Here is a 26,057-nt window from a genome sequence, read left to right as displayed (position 1 = left end):
TGAAAGACAGAATGGCTGGGGCCGCGAGCACTTTGATGGCTTGACCACGGTTCACCGTGGCGCTCCAATATGTGACATGCGAGGTAACATATACACGGCAAAGCCGTATAATGTAATTCCTGATGCTACATTTAAGGATATTTGCGTGACGCCTGACCTCAGACTTCCCCGTGTTCTGCACGCACTGATTCATCTGTCGCTCCGGGAGCGGGTAATGTCATCGGCCGAGATCGCGAAGATGTTGTCGATCAATGCAGTCGTGGTCCGGCGCATGCTGGCCGGCTTACGTGAGAACGGGCTGATCGAAACTACAAGGGGACGAAGTGGCGGCTGGTGTGTGACAAGATCACTAGACTCCATATCCGTTGCCGAGGTTTTCGAGGCGCTTGGTCGCCCTGGCTGGTCCACCTCTTCGGGGCCACGCGACCACCCAGGTTGCCCGGTGGAGAGCGCCGTGAACAGCGCGTTTGCCAAAATCGATTCCGACGCAGCACGTGCAGTCTTGGCGCGATACAACTCTATGAGCCTGGGCGACATCGCACGGATGGCCGCAGACGCCGAATGACGGTTCTGTTCGCATAATAGACGATCTACAGCGTGGGTTATTCACTCAAGGCCCAACTACTCAGTGCCGACATCTTTGTCGCCAACCTGGCGGATCAACGTCATGGGGGCGGCTACGGACAGGTTAGGACGGCATGGCTGCAAGCAAGCGTTGGAGACCGATATCGTCGTCGATGACGTCGTTGGGGTCCCGGAAGATAATCAAGAGGTTGGCGCAGAATTCGGCTTTTGTCACGAAACGTCTTGACAGATTAATATGTGTTAATTTATTTCCGAACGGTCGGAAATAAATTAGAAGCCATATGCCACGCCCCCGCAAACATGATCAGGACGATATCCTCAACGCCGTCGAACGCGTGATCGCCCGCGATGGCGTGCTGAGTCTCGGCGCCGTTGCCAAAGAGGCCGGCGTTTCCAAGGCGACTGTGCTGTACGAGCACACCAGCAAACGGGATCTTCTGGCTGCCCTCGTCACGCGAACGATCAAGGCTGACAACGCGTTCAATACGAGTTGCGAAGCAGAGTTCGCCGGGCAGCCGGATGCGCCGCTGCTCGGCAGAATCGAAGCCGCCAAGAGGACGCCGTGGGACGATGGAGGCAACGCCGCAGTCCTTGGGCTGGTCTCTGCGTTGATGCAGGATGAAGCGCTTCGTAGCGAGTTTCGGTCAAACCAGGAAAATTTACGCGCGGAACTGATAGAGGCCGCTGCGGATGCCCGCACGACGCGGCTGGCTTGGCTTGCTCTCGAAGGATTCAAGTTCCAGCAACACATGGGACTGGTTGCGTGGAGCGAAACCGAACGCGCTGAAATTCTCGATGACATAAGAACGCTCGCCCAAAAAGGCACCCCTCTCGGGGAGGACGCAAATGACTGAACGGCACATCTTTATCACCGGCGCGAGCGGCTATGTGGGGCGAAACCTAATTCGACACTTCATAGGCGCCGGGCACCGAGTGACGGGGCTCGCCCGCAGCGATAGCGGTGCGGCGGTAGTCTCCAAATTGGGGGCCACTTCGGTTCGAGGTGATATGCTGCGCGATAACCTCTCACCCCTCATGGTCGGAGCAACAGAACTTGTCCATGCGGCCGCTAACCTTGACCATGGACCCGGCCGGGTCGCTCATGCAGACAACGCCCATGGCACTGCCGCCGTCATCGCCGCCGCCTCTACTGCGGGCATCCAGCGTCTTGTGCACATCAGTTCGGATTCAGTGCTGCAGGGCGGCCACCCCCTGTGCAACGTCAACGAGAGACGTCCCATCCCTATACATCATGCTGGCGCTTATTCCGCCGGCAAAGCCGAAGCGGAGAAGGCCGCGCTCAGCGGGAGCAGTGACGCTATGGCCGTGATTGTCCTTCGACCCCGCATGATCTGGGGGCGAGACGACACCACAGCCCTGCCCACGCTTGCAGCCATGGTGCGAAGCGGACAGTTTGCCTGGATCTCCGGCGGAAAGTACCTTTCCTCCACGACGCATGTGGCCAACCTCTGTCATGCGGTCGATCTGGCACTTGCCAATGGGCGGGGCGGTGAAGTCTATCATATCTGCGATGGCCCGGCCCGGCCGTTTAGGGATACCGTGACAGGTCTGCTCGCGACGCAGGGGATTTCGCCCCCTGACAAATCAGTACCGCGCTTCTTGCTGCGCATGCTGGCGCGAGTGGGCGATGGCTTTTATCGCTTGTCCGGAGGTCGTCTGCGCGGGCCTCTGAGCTTTCAGGAATATGCGACGAGTGCTGTTGAGATCACGCTCGATATCTCCAAAGCGGAACACGAACTCGACTATCTGCCAATCGTCGGCTGGGAGGAAGGACTGGAAGAGCTAGAGGCACGAACAACGCGAAGCAACTTTCAGGCTTCGCCTCGAATGAAAAACTCGGAGCTTATGTCTGAAAGTTAGCCATGGCTTCCGGACAGCGTGATCGAGCGCCCAGAGCCGCAGTCCCGGCTTAGCTCTCAAGGCTGTCTCGATCTCCCAGGGTGCTCTCCGAGGGCCGAGCTATGCTAGACTGATCGCGATCGCGAGCGCGTGGCAACTCTCGAGCGTCAGTATGTTCCCCAGCTTCGATATGGGGAAGAAGGTGGCAAACGCCTTTTCGTTCGAGATGGCTGCAAACCTAACGGGCATCCAACCCATCAGTGGCAATCAACACCTCAGTAGGTCAATCCATCTCGCAACATCAAATGGTGGCTTCAGGCAAGGACGCACGACTGGCCCTAGCCGCATTCGAAAGGCCTTGGAAAGAAGATTGGCGTACTGAGCGCGCTTGAATCCACTCGGAAGGAGGCCCCGGTGGGCTCCCCGCAAGACGACATCAATACCTGTGTTCACCAAGCTGGGCAATCGTCAACTGCAATTGTGGTTGCACTCGTCCGAGGAGGATTCCCAAATCCAAGCGCAAGGTAAGTGAAAATGACGAAATCGGAACCTTAATCGTTGAATCGTCGGCTTTTTCAATTATTCGCAATGCAATCTCGCAACCGCAGCCATTGACCGCTTTCCACTCTTATGGGGCTTCGCTCGGCGTGCAACGAACGGCTGCTTTCAGTATAAGGTCAAGTGAGGATGAACGACCGAAATGGGGGCGCTTTTCCGCCATTCTTCTCCTAGCTTTTCAGTGTCCAGTAGTCGTCGACAGATAGCATATGCAATCGGAAAGCTCAGGGATTGACGCGGCGGCGCAGCCGGCACTCCTGATATGCGCCTAGCATGATCAGATCAGTCGCTGAAAACTAGAAACGCCCGGCTGATCTAGTCGGCCGTTCTCAAAGGACACTTGACCACCGTCAGTTTTGCTTTGGCGTTTGAGCCGGAACTGCCGTCGAGCGCCTTTCGACAAATTCTGCAACAGCTTGACGCATTAGTGCGTGTGGGGTGCTGTCCAGTCGATTGGCCAAGGCGTTCAGTCTCTCGCGCGTATCGACATCCAACCGAACTGAAACGGGCGAGTTGGTGCCAACCATTTCCTGTCCTTCCTTACTCATTTGTTTTAGGGGCCTTACTTGCAATTCTTCTAGTAAAGCCGCCGCCTGCCGAACTCGTCAGGCTGCCCATTGAACCGGCTGTTCCACCAGCGGCAACATTGGCCCGCATGGCTGCATGCGTGTCGAGATCGCTGACGGCATCCGGCTCGATCAGTCGGAACACTTTGCCAGGAAATTCGGCGATCAAGGCAAAAGAGCGTTCCAGCATGACGACATATGCGAAGAGCATAAACACCATGATGGCCAAGATGCCGATGAACCAGGTGATTTGGGTGTAGCTGTCACCAGACAGAGCCTGCGCTGCGGTGATAGCGTAGTAAAAGCCCCCGTTGAGAAGCGTTCCTCCAATCCGGAAGATGATCATGCCCACAAGAAGCCCGAAGAGCATAAGCACCGGTGTTGCCGTCAGCGCCAGCAACATGACGTATCCGCGCCTGGCCTGCCGACCGCCCAGACCTTCGCCTTCCATCGACAAGTGAGCGATCGCCCACAGTGGTGCGGCGAAGATCATCTCCACGACCAAAAGGAAGAAGGCCGTCACGCCGATGACCCAAATCACTGTCGGGATCATTGGCAGCACAAACGCCATGAAGTAGCCGGCAACCGAGATTCCGCTCAAAACCCAGCCGAGGAAGCCGGCGAACGCGATCACGGACTGTCCGAGAAAAGGAACCGCTGCCAGTACCGCAAGCGAAATCATGATGACGCCGCTATAGAACGCCAGCTGATTGCCGACGGCGATCAGGCCCACCATAGGGTCGCCGTCATTGGCAGCCGGGTTCAGAAAGTCGAAGGCTTCGTACAGATTGCCGGCAGACACCATATAGGATGTCATGTCGGCCGTTGAATCCGCAAAGGCTGCGCGCTCGTTGGTAAAGGCGCGAACATCGCTTCGGGCGACGCTCTCGTTCCACCATTCGACGACACCATTGTAGGTGCCGGCGAAACTCTCAAGGAATTTCGTGACGTCTCCCTGGGCTGAACCGAACAGATACCAGTTGGCGTCGTCATACTGCGAGGCAATTGACTCACCGACACGTCCTTTCGGATTGGCCGTTGCCCCGATCGCGCCACCGGGGGTCGTCTGCGGAATTCCTCCGGCCACGGCTGATGTGTCTGCGGTAAAGCGGCTGATCAGCTGATAGTAGTAGCCCGCTTGCAGCCATCCGCCATCCTTTAGGCTGGCCGACAGGTCGACGTTCTGCTCTTTGTCGCCGATGCCGTTGATGTTGATCGTTTCTGTTTCGGCCGCCGCGGATTGCACATCCTTTTGAAGTTTGTCTGTTGCAATATAGTCCTTGAGGATGTTGGCATGGAGCTCGCGCCATTCCGCAAGGTCATCTGCAAGGCCCCTATATTCGGGCAAAGGCTGCCGTTGAGAAACGGCCAAGGCGACCGAATCCGCCATCGGCGCATAGTTGTTGGTGATCTGAGTAACTGCGTCGCGCATGGCTTTTGCATAATCGGCGTATGTTTTGTCCGACGAGGCAGCGACCCTTTGAAAACCTTTGGTTTCTGAAGGAAGCGTGATCGTGCCGCACGCACCCCGATAGTTGGGCATGTCATAGGAGAGCGCTAAGCTGCCGCTGGCGGTTGTCCGCCAGTTTTTGGTAATGCCGGCAATGTCGGCCCCGCCCTTTGCAGCCTCAGCGTTGTAGACAGCCCGGCACATTTCCATGCGCCAAACAGCCTGAATGAACTGACCGTCCTTTTGGGACATGTCCGTGCCAACGATCGGCATATGGTCGTTGAAGACGAGATCCACGCTTTTCTGCCAAAAATACGATGCTGTGCCCGTACCAAACTGCACCAGATAGGCGGCTGCGTGCTGAACGCCATTGTACCCCGTCGCAGGGATAGGAATGAGCAGCGCTGCTGCGACCAATGTGCGGATCGGCGCCCACAGCGATGAATGACGTCGGCCGAGGACCTCGCCGTGGTGCGCCGATTCCATCGTCCCGATAATAATGTTGTAGGCCAACAGGATCGCACCGAGGGCGAAGAACAGAATATTGAAGTCCGAGATCAGCACCGAGATCAGGGTTTTGTCGTTCGGTCCGGGAAAAAGCGGACCAAAAATCATGTTCAGATAGGTGTTCGTCCGTTCGTCGCCGCCGCCGGACAGAATGTCCACGACATCGATTTCCTGTGCGAACGCGCCGGAACTGGTAAAGATGAAGGCCAGGGGCAGACCTTTGAAAAATCGCCGCAAGGTTCAATCCTTCCTGATTATCTGCATGTCGTAAGGAAGACGGTGCTGGAGGTAGTCCGCAAAGGGGCCGAAACGGCCCTGTCGGATTTGCCAGTAGGCAAAGTCAGCTTTCATGGCCTTGGCCGCTAACAAAAGTGCCAAAACGATGAGTGCTATGAGCGTGAAAATGCTGAAAATGCCGAAGGCAAACAGGGCCGGGATCGCAGCGAGACAAAGAAACGGGATGATCGTGTAAACCGTTCGCTCCCGTAGCCAGGCGCGGGCATCGTCGTCGATTTCCTTTTGGCTCATTCCAGATATCTGGGCCTTGAAGCGGGAGATGCCGCCGTCTTCGTCCGTCTTGAAGAACCTGTCACGCGAATAGCGCTTCGGTCGCATCGTGCTGGAGATAATATCCCATGCCGCCATGCCGACCGAAAACCCGGACGTGACGATGAAGGCAAGCTGGTGCATGCCGCCGCGTCGGGCAAGCCAGCCAGTCTTGTGCGGATCATCCTGTCGGTTCCGCCGTCTTTTCATCAGTCATTCACCGGGATCACGGTTGTCCTGCTGTCACGATCGTCAAGCTGAAGAGCGAGCAATGCAGACAGGGCGGCCGCCTGTCGCCGTTCGAGTCCGAAACGTTCCCAGGAGACGTAGAGCTGCAGCGCATTGGTCAGAAGGTTTTCGCGCTCAACGGCCTCTGGTGACATCTTGGCAACCGCCTGATGCCATTCCGGATTCGGGAAGCGACTTTCAACGAAGATATCCAAAGCCTGAAGCTTCGAAACCTTGTCTCCGATTTTATAGGGGTAGTTGGTCGGTGCAGCCTTTTTGGCCCAATCGGCGAGCTCACTGCTGCCGGTCGGCGCGCTCAGGTCGCCAAGGTAGGAGAGAATGGCGTGGGAGGCCGACCGGCGTGTCGCGTCGACCTGGCGTGCCGCCATCTGTGCCTTGCCGGCCGGCGTTTTCGCTTCGCCTTCCGTAATTGGCTTTGCCGGGATCGGGTCAACCATATTGTTGACCATGCGCGCATATGCCTGAGCGACCTTGCCTTCGGAGGTGTCCAGTGTCTGTGCATCAGTCAGGAAACGAACGTCAGATGTCGGATCTTTGAACCCGCCAATGTCCTCCAGCTCGTCCCGGTCTTTGATAATCGCATTGGCGATCGCAAGCCCTCCCTGGGACACGGCCTGTCCCTCAGCACCGTTGCCACGCGAGCGATTGCGCGACAGGTTGGAGACGTCAGTCCCGCCGACGCCATAGGAAGCAGTTCCGCCGCCAAATTGCATCAGCCCGGAAAGGTCGAAGCAGGCCGAGGCTGCCGGATCGTAGCGACCGCCCTCAGCCTGGCCGCGGGCGTCCTGACGCGCCCGCAGCGTGTCATTCAACTGTGCTGCATCCTCGATGCGCTTTTGCGCCTCGACGGATCGATTGGAATAGGCACTCAGCTGTGCGACCCCTTTCAGGATAGTATCCGCAATCTGCTGACCGACATCCGTCGTATGGTCGTTGACGTCCTGGATTGTCTTGTTGCTGTATTGGGCAACGATGTTGCGCACGCCACCGCAGGAGCATGCGGCTTCAGCCGTCTTCGCCAGTCCGACACTCGCAACCGATACCAACAAGCCATAAATCAGGTGTTTCATCACTGTCCTCCGGTGCCATAGAGCTTCTGATAGGTATCGCGCAGCAACGAATTCGCGCCAGCATCTCTCACGCCCGCGTCGCCGCCATAGTCGCCGCCCTGTGACAGACCCATGTTGACGGACCGGAAGTCGAGTACGTCACTGGAACCGCCGGCAAAGCTGTCTACCGAGATGCCGTCGAAGGACGGCAGCTGAAGCGCCGATGTCAGGGGCTCCGTGGCCTTGTCCCAGGCTTCTTGTGCAAAGGAGCAGATTTGTTGTTCTGCGTTGGACAATGCAGAATCGAACAGGCCCTGCACGTCAGGAACCTGAATGGCGATATCCAGGTCCAGATTCATAAGGTTGTCCAGGCAACCAAGGCCATCAACGGGCTTCGGCTGTTGAAGCGCCGCTTCCTTTCGTGCCACCTCAGTGTCGATGCCTGCGCGGATTGCGTCGGTCAAACTGATTTTGACGGTGTCAGTACATGCGCCGCTTTGGCCGCCGAGCATGGAATCGAATAGCTGTTCGATCTGGTCGGTTCCTTCTGCGGCATGGGTCAATCCCGCGTGCAGCATCAGGGCAGGTGCAAAATACAATACAAGCGTCTTCATAGCGTTTTCTTTTCTCCCTGATATGGCGGCACTTCCTGAATGAGAACGGGCCGCTTTGATCCAAAGCCGGGAAAGTCGCTGGTCGCGCCATACATTCCCCCGACGGAATAGCTGTTCGTGTATCCGAAGCCGTCGTATGAATTGCCGTTGATGGATGCCATGCGCTTCAGGATGAGATCCTGCAGCTGCGCATAGGATGACAGACCATTGGCCGCGAGATAGCTCTCGGGTAACGCGTTGGGATCAAAACCGCTTGCGACCCAATCATTCAGGGCGCCGGAGCCAAGAAAATGCGCCGCGTCCAGAAGGCTTTCCTGTGTGATCTGCACGCCATTAACTGTCTGACCCACAAGCCCGCGTGTTTGGGAACTCATTGAATTCCAGTTGCTGATAGTCAGCTCGTTCACGGCACGCTCTTGCAGTGCCTTGCCGGCTTCGGAATACCGGAGATCGTCGAGCGAAGAGACGCCGGCTGCGCGGGCCTTGTCTGTGAAGGTGTAGTTAGACCAGTTGCCACCAGATCCCTGGGTATATCCGAGCGTGGCCCACGTACCGGCCGTGATCTGGTACTTGCCGAGCGCGGTGCCCTTCTCGTTGATGATCGAGTAGCTGTCGCCTCCCTCATGTCCCTTGAGAGCATCCAGGTATCCCGCATGTGCCGCGACCGATGCCAGGCCGAGCGAAAAAGCGGATAAGCACAAGACAACCTGTTTCATAGCGGCTTCTCCCGACCAGCCTCCAGGACAGGCATAAGCCCGATTGTCTTGACCCGTTCACCACTGCCGACGCTGTAGACGCCGACGCCGTCATCGATCGACAATTCAATCAGGCGGTAGCCTTCCTCGTCGCGATCTGGTTCCAGAGCGAAATCTTGCGTATAGGTCCGGAAGTTGGCGATCGCCTTGTTATCGCCGTCGAGGACAATCAGTGGGCAAGGACCGTTGCCGCAATAGTAAAGGGAGCGCGCTGTAATGACGGTTTCGTCGCCGCTCTTCAGGTCCACGTCAAATGCGAGAAACTCAGGCGGCTCAACGCCCTCGGGAGGTGCCGATCTAGCATTCAGGACGCCATAGGCGGCGCGCTTCTCATCTTCCGTGGCAACGCGGGACTCGTAAACATCACCTAGTACCTGGGGCGAGTAGGACGTGCTGAACCATTTCCAAACACGACCGTCGTCACCATGGATGGAGCGAATGCCATCCATGCCGACGTCTCCAATACCAACCGCATCGCCACGGCCCCGCCAGACTTCAAGCCACATTGCGTCCGGCTCGCTGTAATAAAGAGCAACAACGCCGCAGTTTGGATCGCATTTGCGGTTGTCGCCGAGGCGCACCACCATCTGGTCATAGCTTTCGGTCGGCTCTTCCAGCCAGACGCGCTCGGCCTCGACCATGCGATAGAAGCGCCCATACATCTTGCGAGCGACCTGTGTCGCATCCGCATCCACATCGTTGAAGGTGATGTATGTGGTCGCTACATCCGTATCTTGCGCGACAGCTGCCGATGACGACAACAGAAGCGCCAAGGCTGCGTTTCGAAAACTCATGCTACTGCCTCCTTCACAATTTGATCTGCGAGATCGCGGATGACATCGCCTCTCTTGCCCTCGTCAACGGCAACACCCCGATCTTCCAACTCACCGAGCCGGCGTTCGATCGTTGCCTTTGCGGACCCGTCGGGAAACCGGGCGGCCAGAATGGTGCGCGCGCGCTTCGAACCGAGACGGTCATAGAGCATGGACCGTAAGGCCGTGTCCTCGGATGTCGTGGACAGCGCCCATAGCTCGATTGGGCCGAGCTCATTGATCAGATATTGGGTGTAAACACCGCTCTTAAGGGTCAGATAAGCCATGACCGGAGCGCCCTCGCCTGGGACGGGGCCATGGAGCGTTCGGAGGATCGATCGAGCAGAGGCTGAAAGATTGTAGGTTTCGGAGACCTCTGAAATCGCGCTTTCGGTCGGCACGTTGCAAAACCAAATATTGGTGACGAGCTTCTGAATGGCCTCATCGAAGTCATCCATCAGCTGCGATGCCAAGGCGATCTGGACACCCGCTTTCCGGCACACTCGAACGTCATTGATGACCTGCTGGCGAATACCGAGCCCACCAGTCATGTGGTACTCGTCAAAGCACAGTCGTTTGTGCATCTGACGGTTATTTTTCCAACGGCGCAGATGGTAGTCGATGTAGACTTGCGGCGCCTTCAGGCCCCGCAACTCGTCTTCGTCCAACCAGAAGTCAGAGGTGACGGCATGGTGGGCCAGCATATACATGATGGCAGTATGTCGTTTTGCTTGCGGCCCGACCGTCGCGGTCACGTCCGACAGATCAAAGGCTATGATGCGCGCGCCCGAGACATCGAAACGCGTCGGGCGAGCGAGGATGGGGAAGTCCTTGGTCGCGGAGCTGACCATGCGCTGAAATGCTTTAAGCACCGGCTCCTGGGTGCGCGTCACCATTTCTCGGAAGGGTTCTCGAACTGTCTCGGAATTCGATACCAAGATGAGATCGGACAGCGTCGGAACAGCAAAGCGCTGCGCCAGTGCCGCCTCATGCCGTCGACCGTTTTCCATCAGAACGTCGGTTACCTCCCACCAGGTCGAGGACTGGTCGGCGACATAGCCGACCTCACCGAGAGCGGCGTCGACTTCATAACTTTCCGATGGGACGTATTTCTTCGGGTCGCGGTCATCCGAAAACCGCTCATAAGCTTCGTTGATGCAGCTTGCCGCCAGCGCGGAAATGCCGTCATAGGCCGATTCAGCCCCGTCCGGCGTGCATAGCAAGGTCACAAGATTGACGAGGTATCCGCGCTCGTGAGCTAGAGGAAACCGCAATGCGAGTTGGGTGTCGAACGGATTGACCGAATACTGTTCTTCCATCCGAAGCCGGTGATAGACGATCTCGTGACGCCGGTTCGCCGGCAGGCTGTCACGCAGGAGCGAAATCAATCCGGCCGAGGACGGGCCGACATCGATGATCGAAATGCGTGGCAACAATCCGCTACCATCATCGGACTGGCCACTTTGCGGCGACAGCGCCACGCCAAGGTTCATCGAGTTCAGCAGGACTGATTTGCCCGAGCCCGGCGTTCCGACGATAACGTCGACCCATGAGGTCTGCTTGGATGATCCCGGCTGATAGGGCCACAGCTTTCCGTCCGAAGTTCTGAACAGCACGGCACCATGGTCCCAGCATTTCGCCGGACGCGAAATCGGGCTCATCGCCAGTGCATGCGACAGGCTCGCTGCCATGGGCGGCGCCGTCGATGCGCAGTTCATCGCAAGCGCTGACGACATGACGTTTTCAACGGGATCTCCGATCAGCGCGTCGGTTTGCGCCGATCCCCAGCGCTCGACAGCTCGCCGTAGATTGGCAACCTGTCTCATGAGCACGTCCTTGTCCGTTTTTGGTGCCCAGGCCGCAAAGGAGACGCGAAAGCGAACTGCCGTATCGTCGATGCCGTCGGCTTCCCGCAAGGCATCGAACGCCTGTACGATACGCCGGTTGCGCGACGGCGCGGTCCAGGTGAACAGCCGCGCATATTGTTCTTTAAAGATCTGTCCTTGATAGCCGCCTGCTTCAGTCAGCATCGAGGTGCGCCAGGAAATCCTGTCTTTGCTGTCGAGAACCCGCCGCACAAGATCGTTGAACGAAACAACGATTTCAGGCGGCAGGGACAAATCAAATCCAGAGAAGACGCTGTTGCCGATTTCAACTGTCGACTGATCGATGATCGTCGCGCTTTCGGTCAGCAACTGGCGAGAAAGCGCCGGCCATGTAAGATTGGATATGTCGCCCTTCTTCAGCTCCGCCTCCGTCGACGGCATTTTCTTCCGCATCATGTCTCCTGGAAGAACAGGCTTCCAGCTTGGTGATGCATGCAGAAACTCGGGATAGAGAATGCCTCTTGCGGCTGTGATGGCGGTGCGGGCATCCAAACGCTCCATTTCGATGCCGACCAGTGCAAATTCGCGCAAAAGCGCATCCGAGACCGACCTATGACGTGTTCTGAGTGCCTCCAGAGCAGCATCGGGCCATTGCGATTGTCGCATCGATGGCGCGCCTGAGAGGTTTTCCCTTCTCGCGGCCTGTCCCGCCTTGATCTCGTTTTTGGTCAGGTTGGACGGGCGCGACCACACCGCCAGATAGGAGCGTTCCCCGGTTAGCTTTCGCGGCAAAATTCTGCGGCGCTCGTCGATCAGGTCGTCAACGTCAAGTCCGCTGTCTTGAGCAACACGGCCAATTGAGCTTAGCACCATGTCGATTTCGGATGCGCCGAGATCCGGCGAATGGCCGAACCAGAATTGCAGGGCGCAGCCTGGAGAGGCGAAATAGGGTGTGATGGTGCGTCGCAGTTGTTCGACAGTCTGCGACACTTCCGTTTCACCGGCCAGCGAGCGGAACCCTTCGAGCGCAAAGACACTTACCAACGACCCGTCGTCGGCGACAAGAGTATCGGTGTCCTCTGCGGTCACCAGACGGCAATAGCCATCCAGCGACTTGCGGAAGACCGAGCGGCTCAAGGCCGCTGCGATGTAGTCGAGGGTTTCGCCGAAACGTGCCATATCAGTTGATGCTTCTCAGCGTTCCATCAATGGTCGACGTATCCGCACCCGAGCCGAGGAAGCTCGTGACACCAACGCCGGCCCAGGCCGGCAGGCCGATCAACAGTGCGCCAGCGAGAAACCAGATGAGCATGGACATCGGGGAGTGCTGTTGATGCGGATTCCTGGAATTCGACACGAGTTTTACAATGCCGATGATGATGCACAAAAGGCCGCCGAAGAAGGCGATGGAGCCTAGAAGGTCGGCCCACGGCCCAAGTGTGGTCGTCTGAAAATTGCTGGCAAGATCGCCCAGCGATTGTTGCGCCATCACTGGCTCAAGCATGGCCAGATAAAAGCCGGAAAATGTCAGCAGGCCGGTGCACTTTCTCTGCATTTGGTCTCTCCTCTTTATTTGACCAGAAGTTTTTCAAGCATCTGCAGGACAACGACGATGTTGATCGCCAACGTCCCTGCGACGAGATGAACAATCCCGCGTCCCGTGTCGCCGACTTGTCCGCCATTGCCGGCGCGGGCGAGCAGGAACAGACCCCGTACAAATCCGAGAAGGCCGATGAATTGCGCGAAACGAACCAGAGCAATAACGGCTCGCTGGCTCATTTCAGCGGAAAGCGGTTTGGTGATTTCGGGCGCGTAGGTGAATACCTGTTCCGCCGACACGCTCTCGGATTGCAGGAAGAAGCTCATCAGGAATGCCCCGATGACCGTCGACAGCGAAATCAGCAGTGAGCCGACGAAGAACAGGACCAGCGGGCCGGTGTATGAGCCAGACGCCGCGCCCCCAATACTACGGAGCTCGTGGGCTGAAGCCATGCCGACGATCGAGCGCGCCACGAAGACAAGACCCACCAAAAAGCAGGTGCCTGCGACCAATGCCTGCAAGGGGGCAATGATCGCGACACCGCGCTCCAGAAGCTGGACAAAACTATCCATTGCCCGCCCTATTCCGCACTATCCCCGTCCGGGGCCGGCATGGCGACGACCGGATGGGTTACAATCTCGTGCTGCACGCCAACGCCGCCATTTGCGGCCTCAAAGCCAAGAGGCCCGCCGGTGCCCTGGAGCGTGACCAGTTCGTTCAGGATAAACTCGTCCTGCTTCTTCAGCTCATTCACATGACCGATAATGCGCTCAAGGACGCCGTTCCTGGCGGTCAGTGTGTTCAGTTGCTGTACCAGGTCAGCCTGTGCGGTTTTAAGCCGTTGTACCTCTGAATGTAGCTCTGAGACCTGCACCGATGTTGCATCGGAGACCCGACCTGATTTGACCGCCACTGGTTCACGCAAAAACAGGTAGAAGTTGGCCGCCGACACGGCCACAGCGACCATGATTGCCATGAAAACAAGCGATTTAGGGCCAATTTTCAGCAAATTAGGGTTGCGTCGATACGATTCGTGTTCGTATAGCTCAATTTGATTTGTCACGAGAGCCCCCGATGAAGTCTGATTTTTCCCCGAAATCACCCGTCTGCCAAGGGGACTTCACAGCTCCAATGTCTTGATGTATTACAGGCTCACGCCATTCAATGCAACATTGGCAGGAACAAATTAGCACCGGGGGACTTTTTAATGTTCAATCGCAAGTCGGCGGTTTCTACATCCGTCCTTTTCCCCGCCGCCTTACTCGGCCTGTGGCCACTCGGGGCGATCGCCGAAAACGTTGCTCAGACCGATATTGATCTGCCCTGGCAGACCACCTTTGTTGGTTGCAGCACATCGGCAGCACCTTTTATCGAGAACCAGCTCAACCTCTATGGCGCGCGCCCGCTGATGAAAGTCGGCGGCATGCAGGCATGGGCTGTGCCGCAGGGTGACGGCACAGAGAAATTTGCGCTGACAACGGAAGACGGACTGACGATTTTCGGCTTGGTTGTCGGACCACAGGGCGAGGACATTTCCGGCGCGTTGCTATCGACCAAGCCGAATGCCGTCTCGCTCAAAACCGCCAGCGCCCCCTCTCCTTCACGGCCCCCTTCCCCGAAGGTCGCCAACGAGGAGCCCGCTGCATCGAACCCCAACGCTCTCGAACCCCCCGGTCGGTTGACCGAGGCAGTTCCTGCGGAAGCGGAACCTGTCAAAGCACCGTCTTCGGATGTAGTTGAACCGAGCGACGATGCCGCACGGGCCGCATCGGCCGATCAGGCGGACGCTGGCAAACCGCCCAAACTGGCGTCGGTGGGCTCTCAAAATACACCAGACATTCCGACCGCCCAATCTTTGGATGAACTGGTGCAGCAGGCCCATGATTTCAGCGCGTGGTTCCCGGTCGGCAATCCAAGACCCGATGCACCGACCTTTTTCCTGCTTGCCGATCCGACATGCCCGCATTGCGCATGGTCGATCGATTCAATGAAGCCGCTCATTCAAAACGGCGATATCGACCTGCGCATAATTCTCGCTCCGATCCTCAGCGAAACCGCTTTCAATATCTCGGCCGCCATACTTCAGTCGGATGATGTCGGCACGGTTTTCCTAAGAAATGAGTATGCCGCGACTTCAAGCGTTGGTGGTCAAAAGGTTGCGGCAATCGCTTCCGATAAGATCGATGATCAGACGGCGGATATCCTTCGCCGAAACGTGTTGTGGATGCGCCAGAACGGGATCAAGGGCGTGCCCTTCTTCATCTACAAGACTCCTGAGGGCGGACAGTTCGCATTTGGCAATCTCACCCAGCAGGCGCTCGATACGGCGCTCACGATGGAGTAGTCATGAGCGAGCAATCCTACGGCGCACTCGAAACCGTCATGAAGCGCACACAGACATACCGGACAGCGTTCCGGGTAATGTCGATGATCAGCGGCGCGCTTCTGGTCACAACCGTCGTTTCGGTGGGCGCTGCGGCTTATCTTGCCACCCATAGGCCCGAGCCGCGCTATTTTGCGACAACGACCAACGGCCAAATCTTGCCATTGGTGGCGTTGGATAAACCGCACCTCAATGCAAACGAAGTCGCCAACTTCGCCACCCAGGCCGTGACCGCCGCGTTGACCTACTCGTTTACCAACTATCGCGCCGACCTCACCGCTGTGCAGAAGTATTTTACCCAGCCCGCTGGATGGAATTCGTTCATCGACGCTCTGGACAAGAGCGGTCAGCTCGAAATGGTGAAGGAGCGTAGGCTGAACACAACGGCGGTTGCACAAGACGCGGTGATCCTGTCGCAGGGGCCAAACGCCCGTGGCGTCTATCAGTGGATCGTGCAGATCCCGCTCCGCATCACCTATGAATCCGCGAGCGAAGTGTCCGGGCAGGATCTTCTTGTGACAGTTACCATCAATCGGATGGAAACCTATCAGACCCCTGAAGCCGTCGCGATCAACCGCTTTATCGCAGCGCGTGGAGGCACCTAATGAAAATGCGTACTTCAGGTGCCCTTCTATGCGTTCTCCTAGCGACCACTGTCCCTGCATTCGCGCAGGATGCGCCGAGCGGGCTTGCCCAAGCGGCTGCACAAGGCACACAGCGCGCCGAACAAATCAATCAGCGGCAAGCCGACCAACCTCAATACGAGGAGACTGAGAGCGAGTTTCCTGTCATTGGGTCTGACCATTTGCTGAAGTCGCTGGATGAGTTGGACCGTCCGCTGTCACCGGAAGAAATCACGGCTTTCGGCGCGGCGGTTCAATCTCAAATGCCGATGACCCCCGAGTTGATCCGTAACTACAAGCGTCGGGTGAATGAAAGCCAGAAGGCCGCAGCTCAACCCGCGACCGGCTTTCGGCCGAAGGCGATCTCTGATCAGGTCCAGGTTTCGCTTGAGGCGTCCGCCCAAACCACCGCCATCAAAACCTCGCCCGGAACGATCTCCAACCTCGCCTTCTTTGACCGCACTGGAAAGGCTTGGCCCATTGCCAGCTATGGCGTCGGTCGCCCCAATGCGTTTCAGGTCTATGCGATGCAGGAGGGTAGCAATCAGCTCATGATTACCCCGCTTCTTCCGCATGCCTTTACAAATCTGACCGTTTCTCTGGTCGGTGAGGACCGGCCGTTAATCATAGACGTCGAAACAAACGAGAAGGTCACGCAATATCGGCGCGACTATCAGGTCGACGGTCTTGGCCCGAACGCGCATGTTTCCACGGCCGTAAGCGCACCGCCGAGCCGCGCCTCCAACAAGGTGATGATGGCGTTCGTCCAAGGTGCTGGCATTCCACAAAGCGCCACGAGGCTTTCCACGGACGAGCCGTCCGTATCGGCGTGGCGAAACGGAAAGGATCTCTACATCCGCACGACCAGCACGCTGCTTTCACCATCCTGGACTGAAAGCTTGACCGGTCCCGGCTCGGTTCACGCCTACAAGCTCAAACCTACGCCAGTTGCACTCATCTCGTCCGATGGCTCTGTCAAGAAAGTGAGAATCTTCCAATGACCGATTCAGAAAACCGACCTGACGAGAACCACAGAAACCCCGATTCCGGCGAAACGCAGCAGGCTGCGCCGGAAGTCGAGACAGAATCGCCCATGAATGATGAACGGCGTTCCACGATCGATCGGAGCGCACAGCGCAACAATCGTATTGTCTACGGTGGTATTCTGGTAATCGCGGTCAGTCTTGGTTTCGTATTGTGGCAGAGCTATTCGTCTTCGCCCGTTCCATCGTCGAGCGTTGCGCGCCCGCCGAATGTCGACAGTACGCCCGGTGGCGAACAGCAAGGACGTTCAGAGCGCTACCAGAATACGCTCGATCAGTCGAACGAGGTCGGTGCTGAAACAGCTTTTGAAAACGACGAGAGCTTCATCGCGACACCTGACGAAGCCATGCGTTCGATTGATACGATCGGGCAAAAGAAAGAGCCGCCGCCGGTAAAGCGGCCAGTCGCGCCCGCCAATGTAATCGAGCGTCGCGCCCAACCTGTTGAATACCGAACCGCCGATCGCCGGCCGCCACCCAAACCGCAAACTGACTATCGACGCATTGATCAGCTTGCGAGCGCCATGAGCGCGCAACAGCAAGGATTGCTTCAGTCCTGGCAGCCTGTGGCCTCGCAGGCAACAGTTGTCGTTGAACAGGATCTGTATACGCCGCCCGAACAGCTCACAGCCAGCAACGGACAGGGCGGTGGCAACGGTTCTTTGCAGGCGTCCGGTTCTTCGCCGGTCCAAACCTATGCAGTCGCCGGCGATACGGTCATGGCGCGTATCCAGAACGCTTCCGATTCCGATACGCCCGGACCTGTGATCGCCGAGATCATCAATGGCCCCCTTGATGGCGCACGCGCCATTGGCGCCTTTGAGGTGAACAAGACGCAGAGCGCGCTCGTCATTCAGTTCGATCGGATCGTGATGCCCGATGGCGCTAACTACGACACCAGCGCCTATGCGATCGATGCGCAGCAATCGACCATCGCCGTGAAGACAGACATCGACCGCCGTTATTTTCAGCGCTACGGCGGTAAACTGGCGGCCGCGTTCATTTCCGGTCTGAGCAGTTCTCTGTCTCAACCGCAACAGCAATATGTTGGCATTTCCGACAATATTGGCTCCATCATTACCGACAAGCCGACGGTAAACGAAAGCGTCTATGCCGGTTTCGCTGCCGCCGGCGAGGCCGTTTCCAGCGACCTCAACAACAACGCGCCGAGTGGTCCCCTGGTCAAGGTTCGTGCCGGTCAGATGATCGGCATCCTGTTTCTCGAAAATGTCGGGGTGGCTAACTGATGGCGGAAAGCAGCTTCAATATCTACGGCACGCCGGTTTACTGGCGGGAAACAGTGCGAACGCCGCGCCTGCTTATCTTCGATGCCCGCCTGATATTCTTCTTCCTGCTTTTGACACTGCACCTGCGGCTATGGACCTTTATCGCTCTGGTCCTCGCATGCTGCGGGTTCTGGCTCATCGAGCGCTATGGGTACGCTTTCCCGAATGCACTGAGGGCCATTCGCAGTCTTGTTGCTGGCCGCCAACGTCCCGCCCTGCCCGGCTACAGATACCGTTCAATGATCGACTACGGCTTTGAGACGCGTGAGGTTCCGGGATGAGCATAGCTCGAGCAAACACAGCCAAAGCTCCCGTCTGCGCATGTGTGCTCTCGGAAGGCATTGCCGGCGGCAGCGCAATTTGCGCTGTGCGTGGCGATTATAGCTTGATCAACGCGATACAGAACCAGTTGGCGGCTGCCGCTGAATCTATTTTGGCTTCTGTGAAGTTAAATTCAGCGCGACAAAAAGGAGAGACAATTTGAGGTAGCCTCAAAACGACAAAGCCCCGCGCGGCTGCAACCGGCGGGGGCTTAGTGCTAAAAATAGCCAACACTTGGATAGGCTCTTTTTTAGCATTCACCCGACATCGTAGGCAAGAGGAAAAACGCAGTTTTTGCGCACGATACCCCTTTGCCTGCTTCCTGCTCGAAAGCAAGGAAAACGGAATGTTAAAATCATCGACCGGGTGGCGAAAACAGACACCCGAGCGTGCCTATTTTTCCGATCTCGCGGCCAAGACCCCGATCGGAGACCATAGCCGCGCCGAAATCAGACGGCTTCTCAACCGCATCCGTCCCGTTCTGAAAACGAACACCTCGCAAATGCTGCTGCTGAATATCCTGTTCGACGCCACCTATGATCAGGACTGGCAAAAAGGATCTCAACCGATCGTCTGGCTGTCCAACGAGGCGTTGGCTCGCCAGCTCAATATAAGCGTCAACGCGACACGGGCCGCCCTGCGGTCGCTGACCGACATGGGCATTATCTCTCACCACGATAGCGCCAATTGCCGGCGCTCCGGCCAGCGTGATCGTTCCGGCCGCATCGTGCATGCGCATGGCATCAGCCTCGCCTTGCTCGAAGCGCGGTTTGACGAGCTGACGGCGAAGGCCGACAGATACGACCGCGACAATCAGCGCCGGCGCATCCTGCGCAACGATATCACGTCGCTGCGGCGAGACATCATGGCCGCCCTGGAGATGTCGAAAGAGACGCTTCCGGCACGCCGCTGGCATAGCTTCGCAAAGCGGTTGGGCGACCTGCGAGCGTTCCTGGGCAAGATCGGCCGCGCGAACGTGGAGCATCTTGAGCGGATGCACCGCGATTTCGAACGCCTCTGGAAGGCCCTTAATGCCCTCGTCATGAGGGACCTGGACAAGAAAACTGACACCACGGAGTCCGTCAACAGACACCTATTCAAACCTACAACCAAACCTGAAATAGTATCTTGTAATGACGAACGGAGTTACGCTGACGCGCAACAATCTAGATTTGAACCTGACAGCGCCTACGGCCCTGAAAGAATGGCTCTTGAAAATGAGCCTGAGCGGATTGTGAAGCCCGAACAAGCGGAAAATCCGGTGAAATCCGGACGGCGGATAGATCTTCGAACCGTGTTGGCCGCGTGCCCGATCATTTCCGAGCTTTCCCCCGTACCACCGCGAAGCTGGCGCGAATTGGACGCATATGCCGCTGAACTTCGCCCGATGCTCGGTGTGTCGGCTCACGCCTGGGCGGAAATGCGACAGGTCGCTGGGCAAGGGCCCGCTTCGCTCGCCCTTGCTATTACCGCCCAAAAACAGGCCGACGGAGAAGTCAGTTCGCCGGGAGGCTATTTGCGGGGAATGGCCCGGAAAGCCGCCGAGGGGGAATTGCATCTCGAAAAGTCCTTGCACGGGTTGCTCGCTCGAAAGTTGGCCGCGCGGCCGGATCAAGGCCGCCAAGAGCTGTTCCAATAGTTGGTTAGGAGGCTGAAATTCCAACATGAAACGCATGCGATCCAAGTTTTTGCTCGGTATTGCCGGGGCCATCGCCATTATCGCCGCCGTTCCGGAGGCCAGCAGTTTCGTTCAATCGATCGGCGTACCGAAATCGGTCCTTCGGGAGATCGGCCGAAAGGCTGAAAAATACGGCCGGCAAACGACGATCGAGACCAACGCCGGGGAAATCAACGTTTACGACGGGGACACCATCAAAATTGGTGGTCAGAGGATGCGTTTGCTCGACATCGATACGCCCGAAATCTCGAAGCCGCGGTGCAGCTACGAGGAAAAAGTCGGATATCTGGCCAGAGACAGGTTGCGGGAGCTGATCGGTCATGCCGGGAGCGTTGAAATCATCGACAGCGGAACGACTGACAAATATGGTCGAAGTCTCATTCATGTTCAGGTGGATGGGCGCGATGCTGGGAAAATCCTTGTGTTCGAGGATCTTGCGTTGCGATATCGCGGCGGATCGGCCGCCTGGAACGACAGAAAACGGCATTGGTGCGGGTGAATTTTGTGCCCTCCCTTCGGGAGCGCGCTCTATGCCTGCGGCACGAAGACAGCATTCAGACGTCTTCGCCCATGCGGGTGACGATCGTTCGCCCGGCGCTACTTGGCCTAACAGGCGCGAAGCTGCAAAACGGCCAACTCGGAGAGCAATCGGTGAGTGAATAGCAGTGGAGGGAATTTATGCGACGTATTCACATCTTCTTGACAATTGACGACCTTGCAAATTATTATTAGTTGCATACCATAGCAATAATAGACTGCAAGGAGGAATGATGCCGTGACCGTCGAAACCATCGACCATTCATCGCTATCCCGGCTCGTGGAAGCCGGTGCTGTGAGCGGTGCGCATGTGGTCGGTCAGCCGGGCGGGTGGTCGGTGCTTGTCAAATATGGCATGGCCGAACGGGCGTTGGTCGCGCAACGCAGCCGCCAGGTTCGGGTGTTCCGCCGCATGGAAACGCTGGTCTCCTATCTCAAGGACATCGGCATCCAGCGCTTCGATGTGGACGCGGCCGAGTACGAGGCTGCGGGCGGCAAGCCCCATTCGCGGCCAGATCGCGCCGAAGCCCTGCGCCGCGCCCACGAAGCCGCCACCCATGACAAATGGTTCCGCGAACAGGTTGAGATTGCCTTGAAGGAAGCCGACGATCCGAATACCGAGTGGGTTTCTCATGAAATGGTCAAGCAGGATATGGCGCGCCAGCGCGCAGAGCTTCTGGGGCGCATCAAGGGCGATGCTGAGTGAAGGTCGTCTGGCTTCCCCAGGCTCGCACCGATCGAACGGATGCCATTGCCTATATCGCTCGGGACAACCCCCGCGCTGCCCTTGACCAGCTTGGGGAGATTGAGCAGCAGACGGATGGGCTGGCCGACCACCCAGAAATGGGGCGGATCGGTCGCATGCGCGGCACCCGTGAGCTCGTCGTTAACCGGACCCCGTTTATCATCATTTACCGGGTTCGATCGCGCTTGGATCGAGTCGAGATTTTGCGTCTGCTGCATGGCGCGCAACATTGGCCGCCTGTCTGAAACGCCGTGTTCGCTACCTGTTCCGAAGTTGGCCGTTTTCGCAGCTTCGCAGCGATTAGGCCATGCCGCATGACGAGTCCAGAATTCTTCGACGATCAACCATTAGGCAATGGTCCTTTTCAACTGCCTCTCGGCACCCATAAAACTATTGACCTGCACCCCTTGCGTCCCTCGCTCAATTCGACAGCCTGTGGGTTCGGCGAGTTCCACCCGGGCGGCGGCGGGAATACCTGTCCTTCCTGCGCTCATTGCAGAAGGAAAATAGGTGGCCGGATTTTACTCCGCCCGCGGCCGAGTCATTCCGCCGCTTCCGTGGCCGACTTTTGCACCGGCGCGTGGCGGACAAATTCGCTTTACGCCGCGCGCTTCCCCAGCCTCACACTGCGGGTGTCATTTTTTTCGGCGCATATGATCTATCGCACCTCGAATCCACGTCCGGCTCGCGTCCAATGCAAGTCCGTTGTCTATCATCTTGCGTAAGGCAGTAAGCTGTCGATCAAACAGGCCTGGTTGGTGCAGATCGCCGTTTGTCTCGTCAGGACCCAGTGGCAAAATGTGTTCGAAGTAGGTGCCGCCGAGAAAATGCCGGAGAACGCCTTCGCCGACGAACGGCTCGTCATTGTTGAGCGTACGTGTTGCGCGAAGCAATCTGCGCACATCGTACTGGCCGGGATAGATATCGGGAACCTGTTTCTTCACCCCTAAAAGTTGGTAAACACCTATTCTGGCGGTGCGCACTGAGCTTTCTAGAGTGAAGACAACATCGTTATGAGTTTCCACGAACTGCCCCAAGCACGCGAGATTGGTGCAGCCCTGAGGAACAACCCATGGGCGGTCACCTGCAGCCCGCGGCATGAACTGAGCAGTAATATAGGGCATAAGAGCTGTCCGGACTTTGGTGGCAGCAATCACTTCGCCAAGTCTATCGATTAACCCAAGATGGAAGCACATTTCAGCCAAAATCTCGTTGCCAGTGCATTCCGGCATTGTCTTCTTGATGTAGTTACCCGCCTGATCCATCAATAGCGCATAAACCCAAATGACGATGACGTCGTCAGGCTGGTTCGTGAAGTGCGGCTGACGGTTGACGGTAAAGCTCATTAACCAATTGGAGTCGGTGAACGTGATAATTCCGCCGGTTACAGTGTTGCCAGAGTATGGATCGTTAATCGATAGTTCCTTGATCTTATCAATTAGGGGGGACGGCTTGCAGGTGAGTGTCGCAGATTCCCATGTGGAGGCTGACGGGTCGCCGCAGAACTTTTCTGGGTTGCCAAAAACCGGGGATTTTTTGGCAAGGTTCTTCCAGAGTTTCCACCCTGGGCCTGCAGCGGGTTCGTCGGCGTTGATCTTCAGTTCTGGCACCGTTTCGCCATCGCCGTAGGCGGTGTCTTCGACGATCGAACCGGTGGTTACAAAGACCAGATCCTGGGCGCCGATTTCAATCCTGCCCTCTCCTTCACTACTTCGGAATTTAAGCGCACGGACGGTGATTTCTTCACCTTTTCCGTCAAAGTCCAGGTCCAAGACCGTTGTGTTAAACCGGGTATTGACGCCCTTTTCCTTCAGCCAACCCAATAACGGACGTACGAAACTCTCGTATTGGTTGTACTTCGGAAATACTAGCGAGGTCATGTCGTTCAGCCCATCCATCAGGTGCAAGAAGCGATGCATGTAGAGCTTCATTTCCAGTACCGAATGCCAGCTCTCGAAGGCGAACATGGTGCGCCAGAATGTATAGAAATTGCTGGCCAAAAAGCCTGGCGTAAACCACTCTTCAACGCTGACATTATCTAGGTCTTCCTTGCGGGCCAGCAAAAGCTTTACAAGCTCCTGCTGCTCAGACCGGGACAGTCCCATCGTGGAAAAATCCCTGATCTGGCCCTCTTTTTCCAGAAGTCGGGCTTTCGACCAATTTTTGTCAGTGTCATTCACAATCCGGTACTCATCTAGAACCGTGAAGGGATCAGGCAACTCCAAAGCCGGAATTTCCGAGAACACGTCCCAGAAGTTCTGATAGGTTAGTTCCATTTCACGGCCGCCACGTACGATAAAACCGTCCTCGGCATTTCCTGCGCCATCAAGTGCACCGCCTTCGACCTTCATTCCCTCAATAAGGGTAATGTTTTCAGCCGGCATATGGCCATCGCGGATCAGAAAAAACGCCGCCGAAAGACCCGCGATCCCGCTTCCGACAATATAAGCATGGCGTTCCGCAACACCTTCCGTGGGCAGTGGGCGATGGTTAACATAAGTGCCATGGAGATCCGCCGGCGGCAAAAGTGTATCTCGCCCATTGTGGAGGCGTTGCGATGAGGCGTCCGGTGCCACATCTACTTTTTGCGCCTTCAATGCATCTATGTGAGTTCGCAGAAGGGAAGATGAAAGGCTGTTTTTGTCGTTCTCGGCCAAGTGGAGTTCCTTTATTGTTGTCCGACAAGAAGGGGTTGTTTTGTTAATTGCTGTATCCCTACAGGATGACGTTAACACATAGGATTAACAATCCAAAACAAAGAGTTGAAAACGGAAGTAGCCTGATGCTTAGCGAGGCGACGGCATCGACCAAACCAGTTGAAGGTGCGCTCGCCCCCCATCGACGGAGCAGAACCTCAAAGTCTTTCGCTGCTTCGGAGCGTTTGATGATGTTCAAGGGTCGTTCGATATCGGTCCCTACGTCAACGGAGGACAACCCGGCGCCAGTTGCTTCGGAATGAACTCACCGCTCTGAACTGCAGCCGTAGGGTTAAGAACGCCGAGGCGCAACTCCGGAATAAAGATATAAGGACTGCCGGATTGAAGCTCCTCAACCAGGGGAGTACGCCCAGGTGCGTCCCAACATCAGGTCAGATTCAGATACAGCCCGCTTGGTTCTATCGTTTCGATACCGCCGTAGGGACTTGCGTGTACCGTCAGCAGCCAGAGGCTTGTTGTTGCTGCAAGCACATAAAGGAATATCGCTATACTCCCCGCGCGTGTTCTGTCTGCGTGCGTCACGGCGATCGTAAGCGATGTCAAGATCGTCAGCGTCAGCAGCATATACCATTTATACTGATTGACGGTCGTGCTGGCGATGGCGAGGCGCACATCGCGTGTTTCCTGCAGGTCGTTGAAAATGGCAACGGTCTGATTGATGATCGGAGCGGGCGCATCGCCCTCGGCGATATCCATGATGATGATGCGTATTTTCTGAAGCGCCTGCTCGACCGAAGCCGCGGGATGAAGGTTTCCGTTGGCACCCCATTCGTCCGAGATCACCTTTTCACGATAGAACTCCATCGCTGCTTCAAGGTCAGGCCTGTTCAGGACCTCGGCTTCGGCGTTTCCGATCAGTCGATTGATCGCGGATCGTTCCGAGGTGAGCTCCTGGTCAGCCTTTGCGTGCAGCGTCCAGATGTCGGCGGCAACGAAGCCGAGAGACAGAGCCCAGGATGTCGCAATCGTTCCAATGAAGGCGCCCAGCGGAATGACGAGAGCATCCGTGCGCGCAAATCGGGCAAACAGGCACAGAACCCAATAGGTCATGGCGAACAAGGCGAGACCGAAGACCAGAAACAGCAGGATTGAGGGAACCAGTGCCAGGTTCAGGAAGTACGACATTGAAATCCACTTCAGGGAAAACAGGGATTAGGTTCTTCTGAAATTACAGTCGTCCGGTTAAAATTCTGATTACTGCAAAGCGCGGGTGGAAGCAGTGAACTGAAAGCCGGGCGTGGAAGCCAATAACAAAAGCCGGTCCGTTTTACCGGGCCGGCTCAAGATCAGATGCGTTCTTGCTTCAGTTTTCTTCAGTTATTCGGCGCCAATCGCATCGAGACCCGCGCGGGCGCACATGGCATCGATATCGCCTGTCGGCGCGCCACCGACACCAATTCCGCCGACCAGAGCGCCATTGAAGCTGATGGGCAGACCGCCGGCCTGGATCACCATCCGTCCGTCCATGTCGCGCATGCCGTCATTTTGCGGGTTGGCGCCGATGAAATTGGCCAGCCCGGCCGTTTCCCGCCCCATGCTTGCGGAGGTGAACGCCTTGCCGAAGCTGCTGCCAACCGTATGGGGGCCAGCATTGTCGGCGCGCAGCAAGACCTTTTCGACGCCGCTGCGGGCAACAATCGAGACACTGACATTGTGGCCTTCAGCCGAGCATGCCTGAACCGCTGCCTGGGCGGCATTGGTTGCCAGATCCAGCGGCAGGTAGGGGTTGGTGGGCAGGTCCTGTGCGAACGCGGAAACGGGTGCGAGCAGGGCGGCGACGAGAGCAATTTTGCGGATCATGTCTGAG

Annotated in this window: 26 protein-coding genes; 12 read left to right on the top strand and 14 right to left on the bottom strand. The window is 57.1% G+C overall.

Annotated elements, in window-relative coordinates; translation table 11 throughout:
* Positions 1 to 76: 76 nt before the first annotated feature.
* The 3 genes from HQ843_RS28195 (at position 77) to HQ843_RS28185 (ending at position 2,466) form a co-directional block, all read left to right on the top strand.
* Positions 77 to 565 carry an RrF2 family transcriptional regulator gene (locus HQ843_RS28195; RefSeq protein ID WP_256432971.1) on the top strand — a complete coding sequence of 163 codons (489 nt, stop codon included), beginning with the start codon at positions 77 to 79 and terminating at the stop codon, positions 563 to 565.
* A 301-nt stretch (positions 566 to 866) separates the two neighbouring features.
* The gene (locus HQ843_RS28190) at positions 867 to 1,439 is read left to right on the top strand and encodes a TetR/AcrR family transcriptional regulator (protein WP_180902414.1); all 573 of its coding nucleotides are present in this window, start codon (positions 867 to 869) and stop codon (positions 1,437 to 1,439) included.
* Positions 1,432 to 2,466 carry an NAD-dependent epimerase/dehydratase family protein gene (locus HQ843_RS28185; RefSeq protein WP_180902415.1) on the top strand — a complete coding sequence of 345 codons (1,035 nt, stop codon included), beginning with the start codon at positions 1,432 to 1,434 and terminating at the stop codon, positions 2,464 to 2,466. Before HQ843_RS28190 ends, HQ843_RS28185 begins: the two co-directional genes overlap by 8 nt.
* Positions 2,467 to 3,353: 887 nt before the next feature.
* Here HQ843_RS28185 and HQ843_RS30155 read toward each other — a convergent pair.
* From HQ843_RS30155 to HQ843_RS28130, 11 genes are all read right to left on the bottom strand, one after another.
* Positions 3,354 to 3,530: a CopG family ribbon-helix-helix protein gene (locus tag HQ843_RS30155; RefSeq protein ID WP_180902416.1), complete on the bottom strand. Its 177-nt coding sequence runs from the start codon at positions 3,528 to 3,530 to the stop codon at positions 3,354 to 3,356.
* A 13-nt stretch (positions 3,531 to 3,543) separates the two neighbouring features.
* The gene (locus HQ843_RS28175; RefSeq protein ID WP_180902417.1) at positions 3,544 to 5,763 is read right to left on the bottom strand and encodes a DotA/TraY family protein; all 2,220 of its coding nucleotides are present in this window, start codon (positions 5,761 to 5,763) and stop codon (positions 3,544 to 3,546) included.
* 3 nt (positions 5,764 to 5,766) lie between these two features.
* Positions 5,767 to 6,216, bottom strand: a complete 450-nt coding sequence (locus HQ843_RS28170) for a hypothetical protein (protein ID WP_180902418.1) — start codon at positions 6,214 to 6,216, stop codon at positions 5,767 to 5,769.
* Between the two features lie 65 nt (positions 6,217 to 6,281).
* On the bottom strand, positions 6,282 to 7,391 hold the full coding sequence (locus tag HQ843_RS28165) for a hypothetical protein (protein WP_180902419.1): 1,110 nt from the start codon (positions 7,389 to 7,391) through the stop codon (positions 6,282 to 6,284).
* Positions 7,391 to 7,984 (bottom strand): hypothetical protein, encoded by a 594-nt coding sequence (locus HQ843_RS28160; protein ID WP_180902420.1) that lies wholly within the window; start codon positions 7,982 to 7,984, stop codon positions 7,391 to 7,393. The genes HQ843_RS28165 and HQ843_RS28160 overlap by 1 nt, the downstream gene beginning before the upstream one ends.
* Positions 7,981 to 8,700: a hypothetical protein gene (locus HQ843_RS28155; RefSeq protein ID WP_180902421.1), complete on the bottom strand. Its 720-nt coding sequence runs from the start codon at positions 8,698 to 8,700 to the stop codon at positions 7,981 to 7,983. Before HQ843_RS28155 ends, HQ843_RS28160 begins: the two co-directional genes overlap by 4 nt.
* A complete protein-coding gene (locus HQ843_RS28150) occupies positions 8,697 to 9,533 on the bottom strand; it encodes a hypothetical protein (protein ID WP_180902422.1) in 837 nt (278 codons plus the stop codon). The genes HQ843_RS28155 and HQ843_RS28150 overlap by 4 nt, the downstream gene beginning before the upstream one ends.
* Positions 9,530 to 12,556, bottom strand: coding sequence for a hypothetical protein (locus HQ843_RS28145; protein ID WP_180902423.1), 3,027 nt, complete (start codon positions 12,554 to 12,556; stop codon positions 9,530 to 9,532). Before HQ843_RS28145 ends, HQ843_RS28150 begins: the two co-directional genes overlap by 4 nt.
* 1 nt (position 12,557) lies before the next feature.
* Positions 12,558 to 12,932 carry a hypothetical protein gene (locus HQ843_RS28140; RefSeq protein WP_180902424.1) on the bottom strand — a complete coding sequence of 125 codons (375 nt, stop codon included), beginning with the start codon at positions 12,930 to 12,932 and terminating at the stop codon, positions 12,558 to 12,560.
* Positions 12,933 to 12,946: 14 nt separating this feature from the next.
* On the bottom strand, positions 12,947 to 13,489 hold the full coding sequence (locus HQ843_RS28135; RefSeq protein WP_132312789.1) for a hypothetical protein: 543 nt from the start codon (positions 13,487 to 13,489) through the stop codon (positions 12,947 to 12,949).
* Between the two features lie 8 nt (positions 13,490 to 13,497).
* Positions 13,498 to 13,980, bottom strand: a complete 483-nt coding sequence (locus HQ843_RS28130; RefSeq protein ID WP_180902425.1) for a hypothetical protein — start codon at positions 13,978 to 13,980, stop codon at positions 13,498 to 13,500.
* Between the two features lie 144 nt (positions 13,981 to 14,124).
* On the opposite strand from HQ843_RS28130, the gene HQ843_RS28125 reads away from it, so the two are divergent.
* The 9 genes from HQ843_RS28125 (at position 14,125) to HQ843_RS28085 (ending at position 21,778) form a co-directional block, all read left to right on the top strand.
* Complete coding sequence (locus tag HQ843_RS28125; RefSeq protein WP_180902426.1) at positions 14,125 to 15,261, top strand: DsbA family protein; 1,137 nt, start codon at positions 14,125 to 14,127, stop codon at positions 15,259 to 15,261.
* Positions 15,262 to 15,263: 2 nt separating this feature from the next.
* Positions 15,264 to 15,905, top strand: coding sequence for a type IVB secretion system apparatus protein IcmL/DotI (locus HQ843_RS28120; RefSeq protein ID WP_180902427.1), 642 nt, complete (start codon positions 15,264 to 15,266; stop codon positions 15,903 to 15,905).
* Positions 15,905 to 16,924 (top strand): DotH/IcmK family type IV secretion protein, encoded by a 1,020-nt coding sequence (locus HQ843_RS28115; RefSeq protein WP_246710502.1) that lies wholly within the window; start codon positions 15,905 to 15,907, stop codon positions 16,922 to 16,924. The genes HQ843_RS28120 and HQ843_RS28115 overlap by 1 nt, the downstream gene beginning before the upstream one ends.
* Positions 16,921 to 18,213 (top strand): DotG/IcmE/VirB10 family protein, encoded by a 1,293-nt coding sequence (locus tag HQ843_RS28110; RefSeq protein WP_180902428.1) that lies wholly within the window; start codon positions 16,921 to 16,923, stop codon positions 18,211 to 18,213. The genes HQ843_RS28115 and HQ843_RS28110 overlap by 4 nt, the downstream gene beginning before the upstream one ends.
* Positions 18,213 to 18,533, top strand: a complete 321-nt coding sequence (gene icmT / locus HQ843_RS28105) for an IcmT/TraK family protein (protein ID WP_018067321.1) — start codon at positions 18,213 to 18,215, stop codon at positions 18,531 to 18,533. Before HQ843_RS28110 ends, icmT begins: the two co-directional genes overlap by 1 nt.
* Before the next feature lie 386 nt (positions 18,534 to 18,919).
* A complete protein-coding gene (gene repC / locus HQ843_RS28100; RefSeq protein ID WP_180902429.1) occupies positions 18,920 to 20,212 on the top strand; it encodes a plasmid replication protein RepC in 1,293 nt (430 codons plus the stop codon).
* Between the two features lie 25 nt (positions 20,213 to 20,237).
* Positions 20,238 to 20,750, top strand: coding sequence for a thermonuclease family protein (locus HQ843_RS29695; RefSeq protein WP_246710501.1), 513 nt, complete (start codon positions 20,238 to 20,240; stop codon positions 20,748 to 20,750).
* 276 nt (positions 20,751 to 21,026) lie between these two features.
* Complete coding sequence (locus HQ843_RS28090; RefSeq protein WP_180902430.1) at positions 21,027 to 21,494, top strand: hypothetical protein; 468 nt, start codon at positions 21,027 to 21,029, stop codon at positions 21,492 to 21,494.
* Positions 21,491 to 21,778, top strand: a complete 288-nt coding sequence (locus tag HQ843_RS28085) for a type II toxin-antitoxin system RelE/ParE family toxin (protein WP_180902431.1) — start codon at positions 21,491 to 21,493, stop codon at positions 21,776 to 21,778. The genes HQ843_RS28090 and HQ843_RS28085 overlap by 4 nt, the downstream gene beginning before the upstream one ends.
* 390 nt (positions 21,779 to 22,168) lie before the next feature.
* On the opposite strand, the gene HQ843_RS28080 is transcribed toward HQ843_RS28085, so the two are convergent.
* The 3 genes from HQ843_RS28080 to HQ843_RS28065 all read right to left on the bottom strand — a co-directional run bounded on the left by HQ843_RS28080 (position 22,169) and on the right by HQ843_RS28065 (position 26,050).
* Positions 22,169 to 24,130, bottom strand: a complete 1,962-nt coding sequence (locus HQ843_RS28080) for an oleate hydratase (RefSeq protein WP_371824629.1) — start codon at positions 24,128 to 24,130, stop codon at positions 22,169 to 22,171.
* A gap of 486 nt (positions 24,131 to 24,616) precedes the next feature.
* Positions 24,617 to 25,375, bottom strand: a complete 759-nt coding sequence (locus HQ843_RS28070; protein WP_180902432.1) for a bestrophin-like domain — start codon at positions 25,373 to 25,375, stop codon at positions 24,617 to 24,619.
* A 192-nt stretch (positions 25,376 to 25,567) separates the two neighbouring features.
* Positions 25,568 to 26,050 (bottom strand): GlcG/HbpS family heme-binding protein, encoded by a 483-nt coding sequence (locus HQ843_RS28065; protein ID WP_180902433.1) that lies wholly within the window; start codon positions 26,048 to 26,050, stop codon positions 25,568 to 25,570.
* Between the last annotated feature and the right edge of the window lie 7 nt (positions 26,051 to 26,057).

The organism is Martelella sp. NC20 (genome assembly GCF_013459645.1).
Classification (GTDB): domain Bacteria; phylum Pseudomonadota; class Alphaproteobacteria; order Rhizobiales; family Rhizobiaceae; genus Martelella.
The sequence above is the reverse complement of the archived record's forward strand: the minus strand, read 5'-3'. Positions and strand labels throughout refer to the sequence as shown.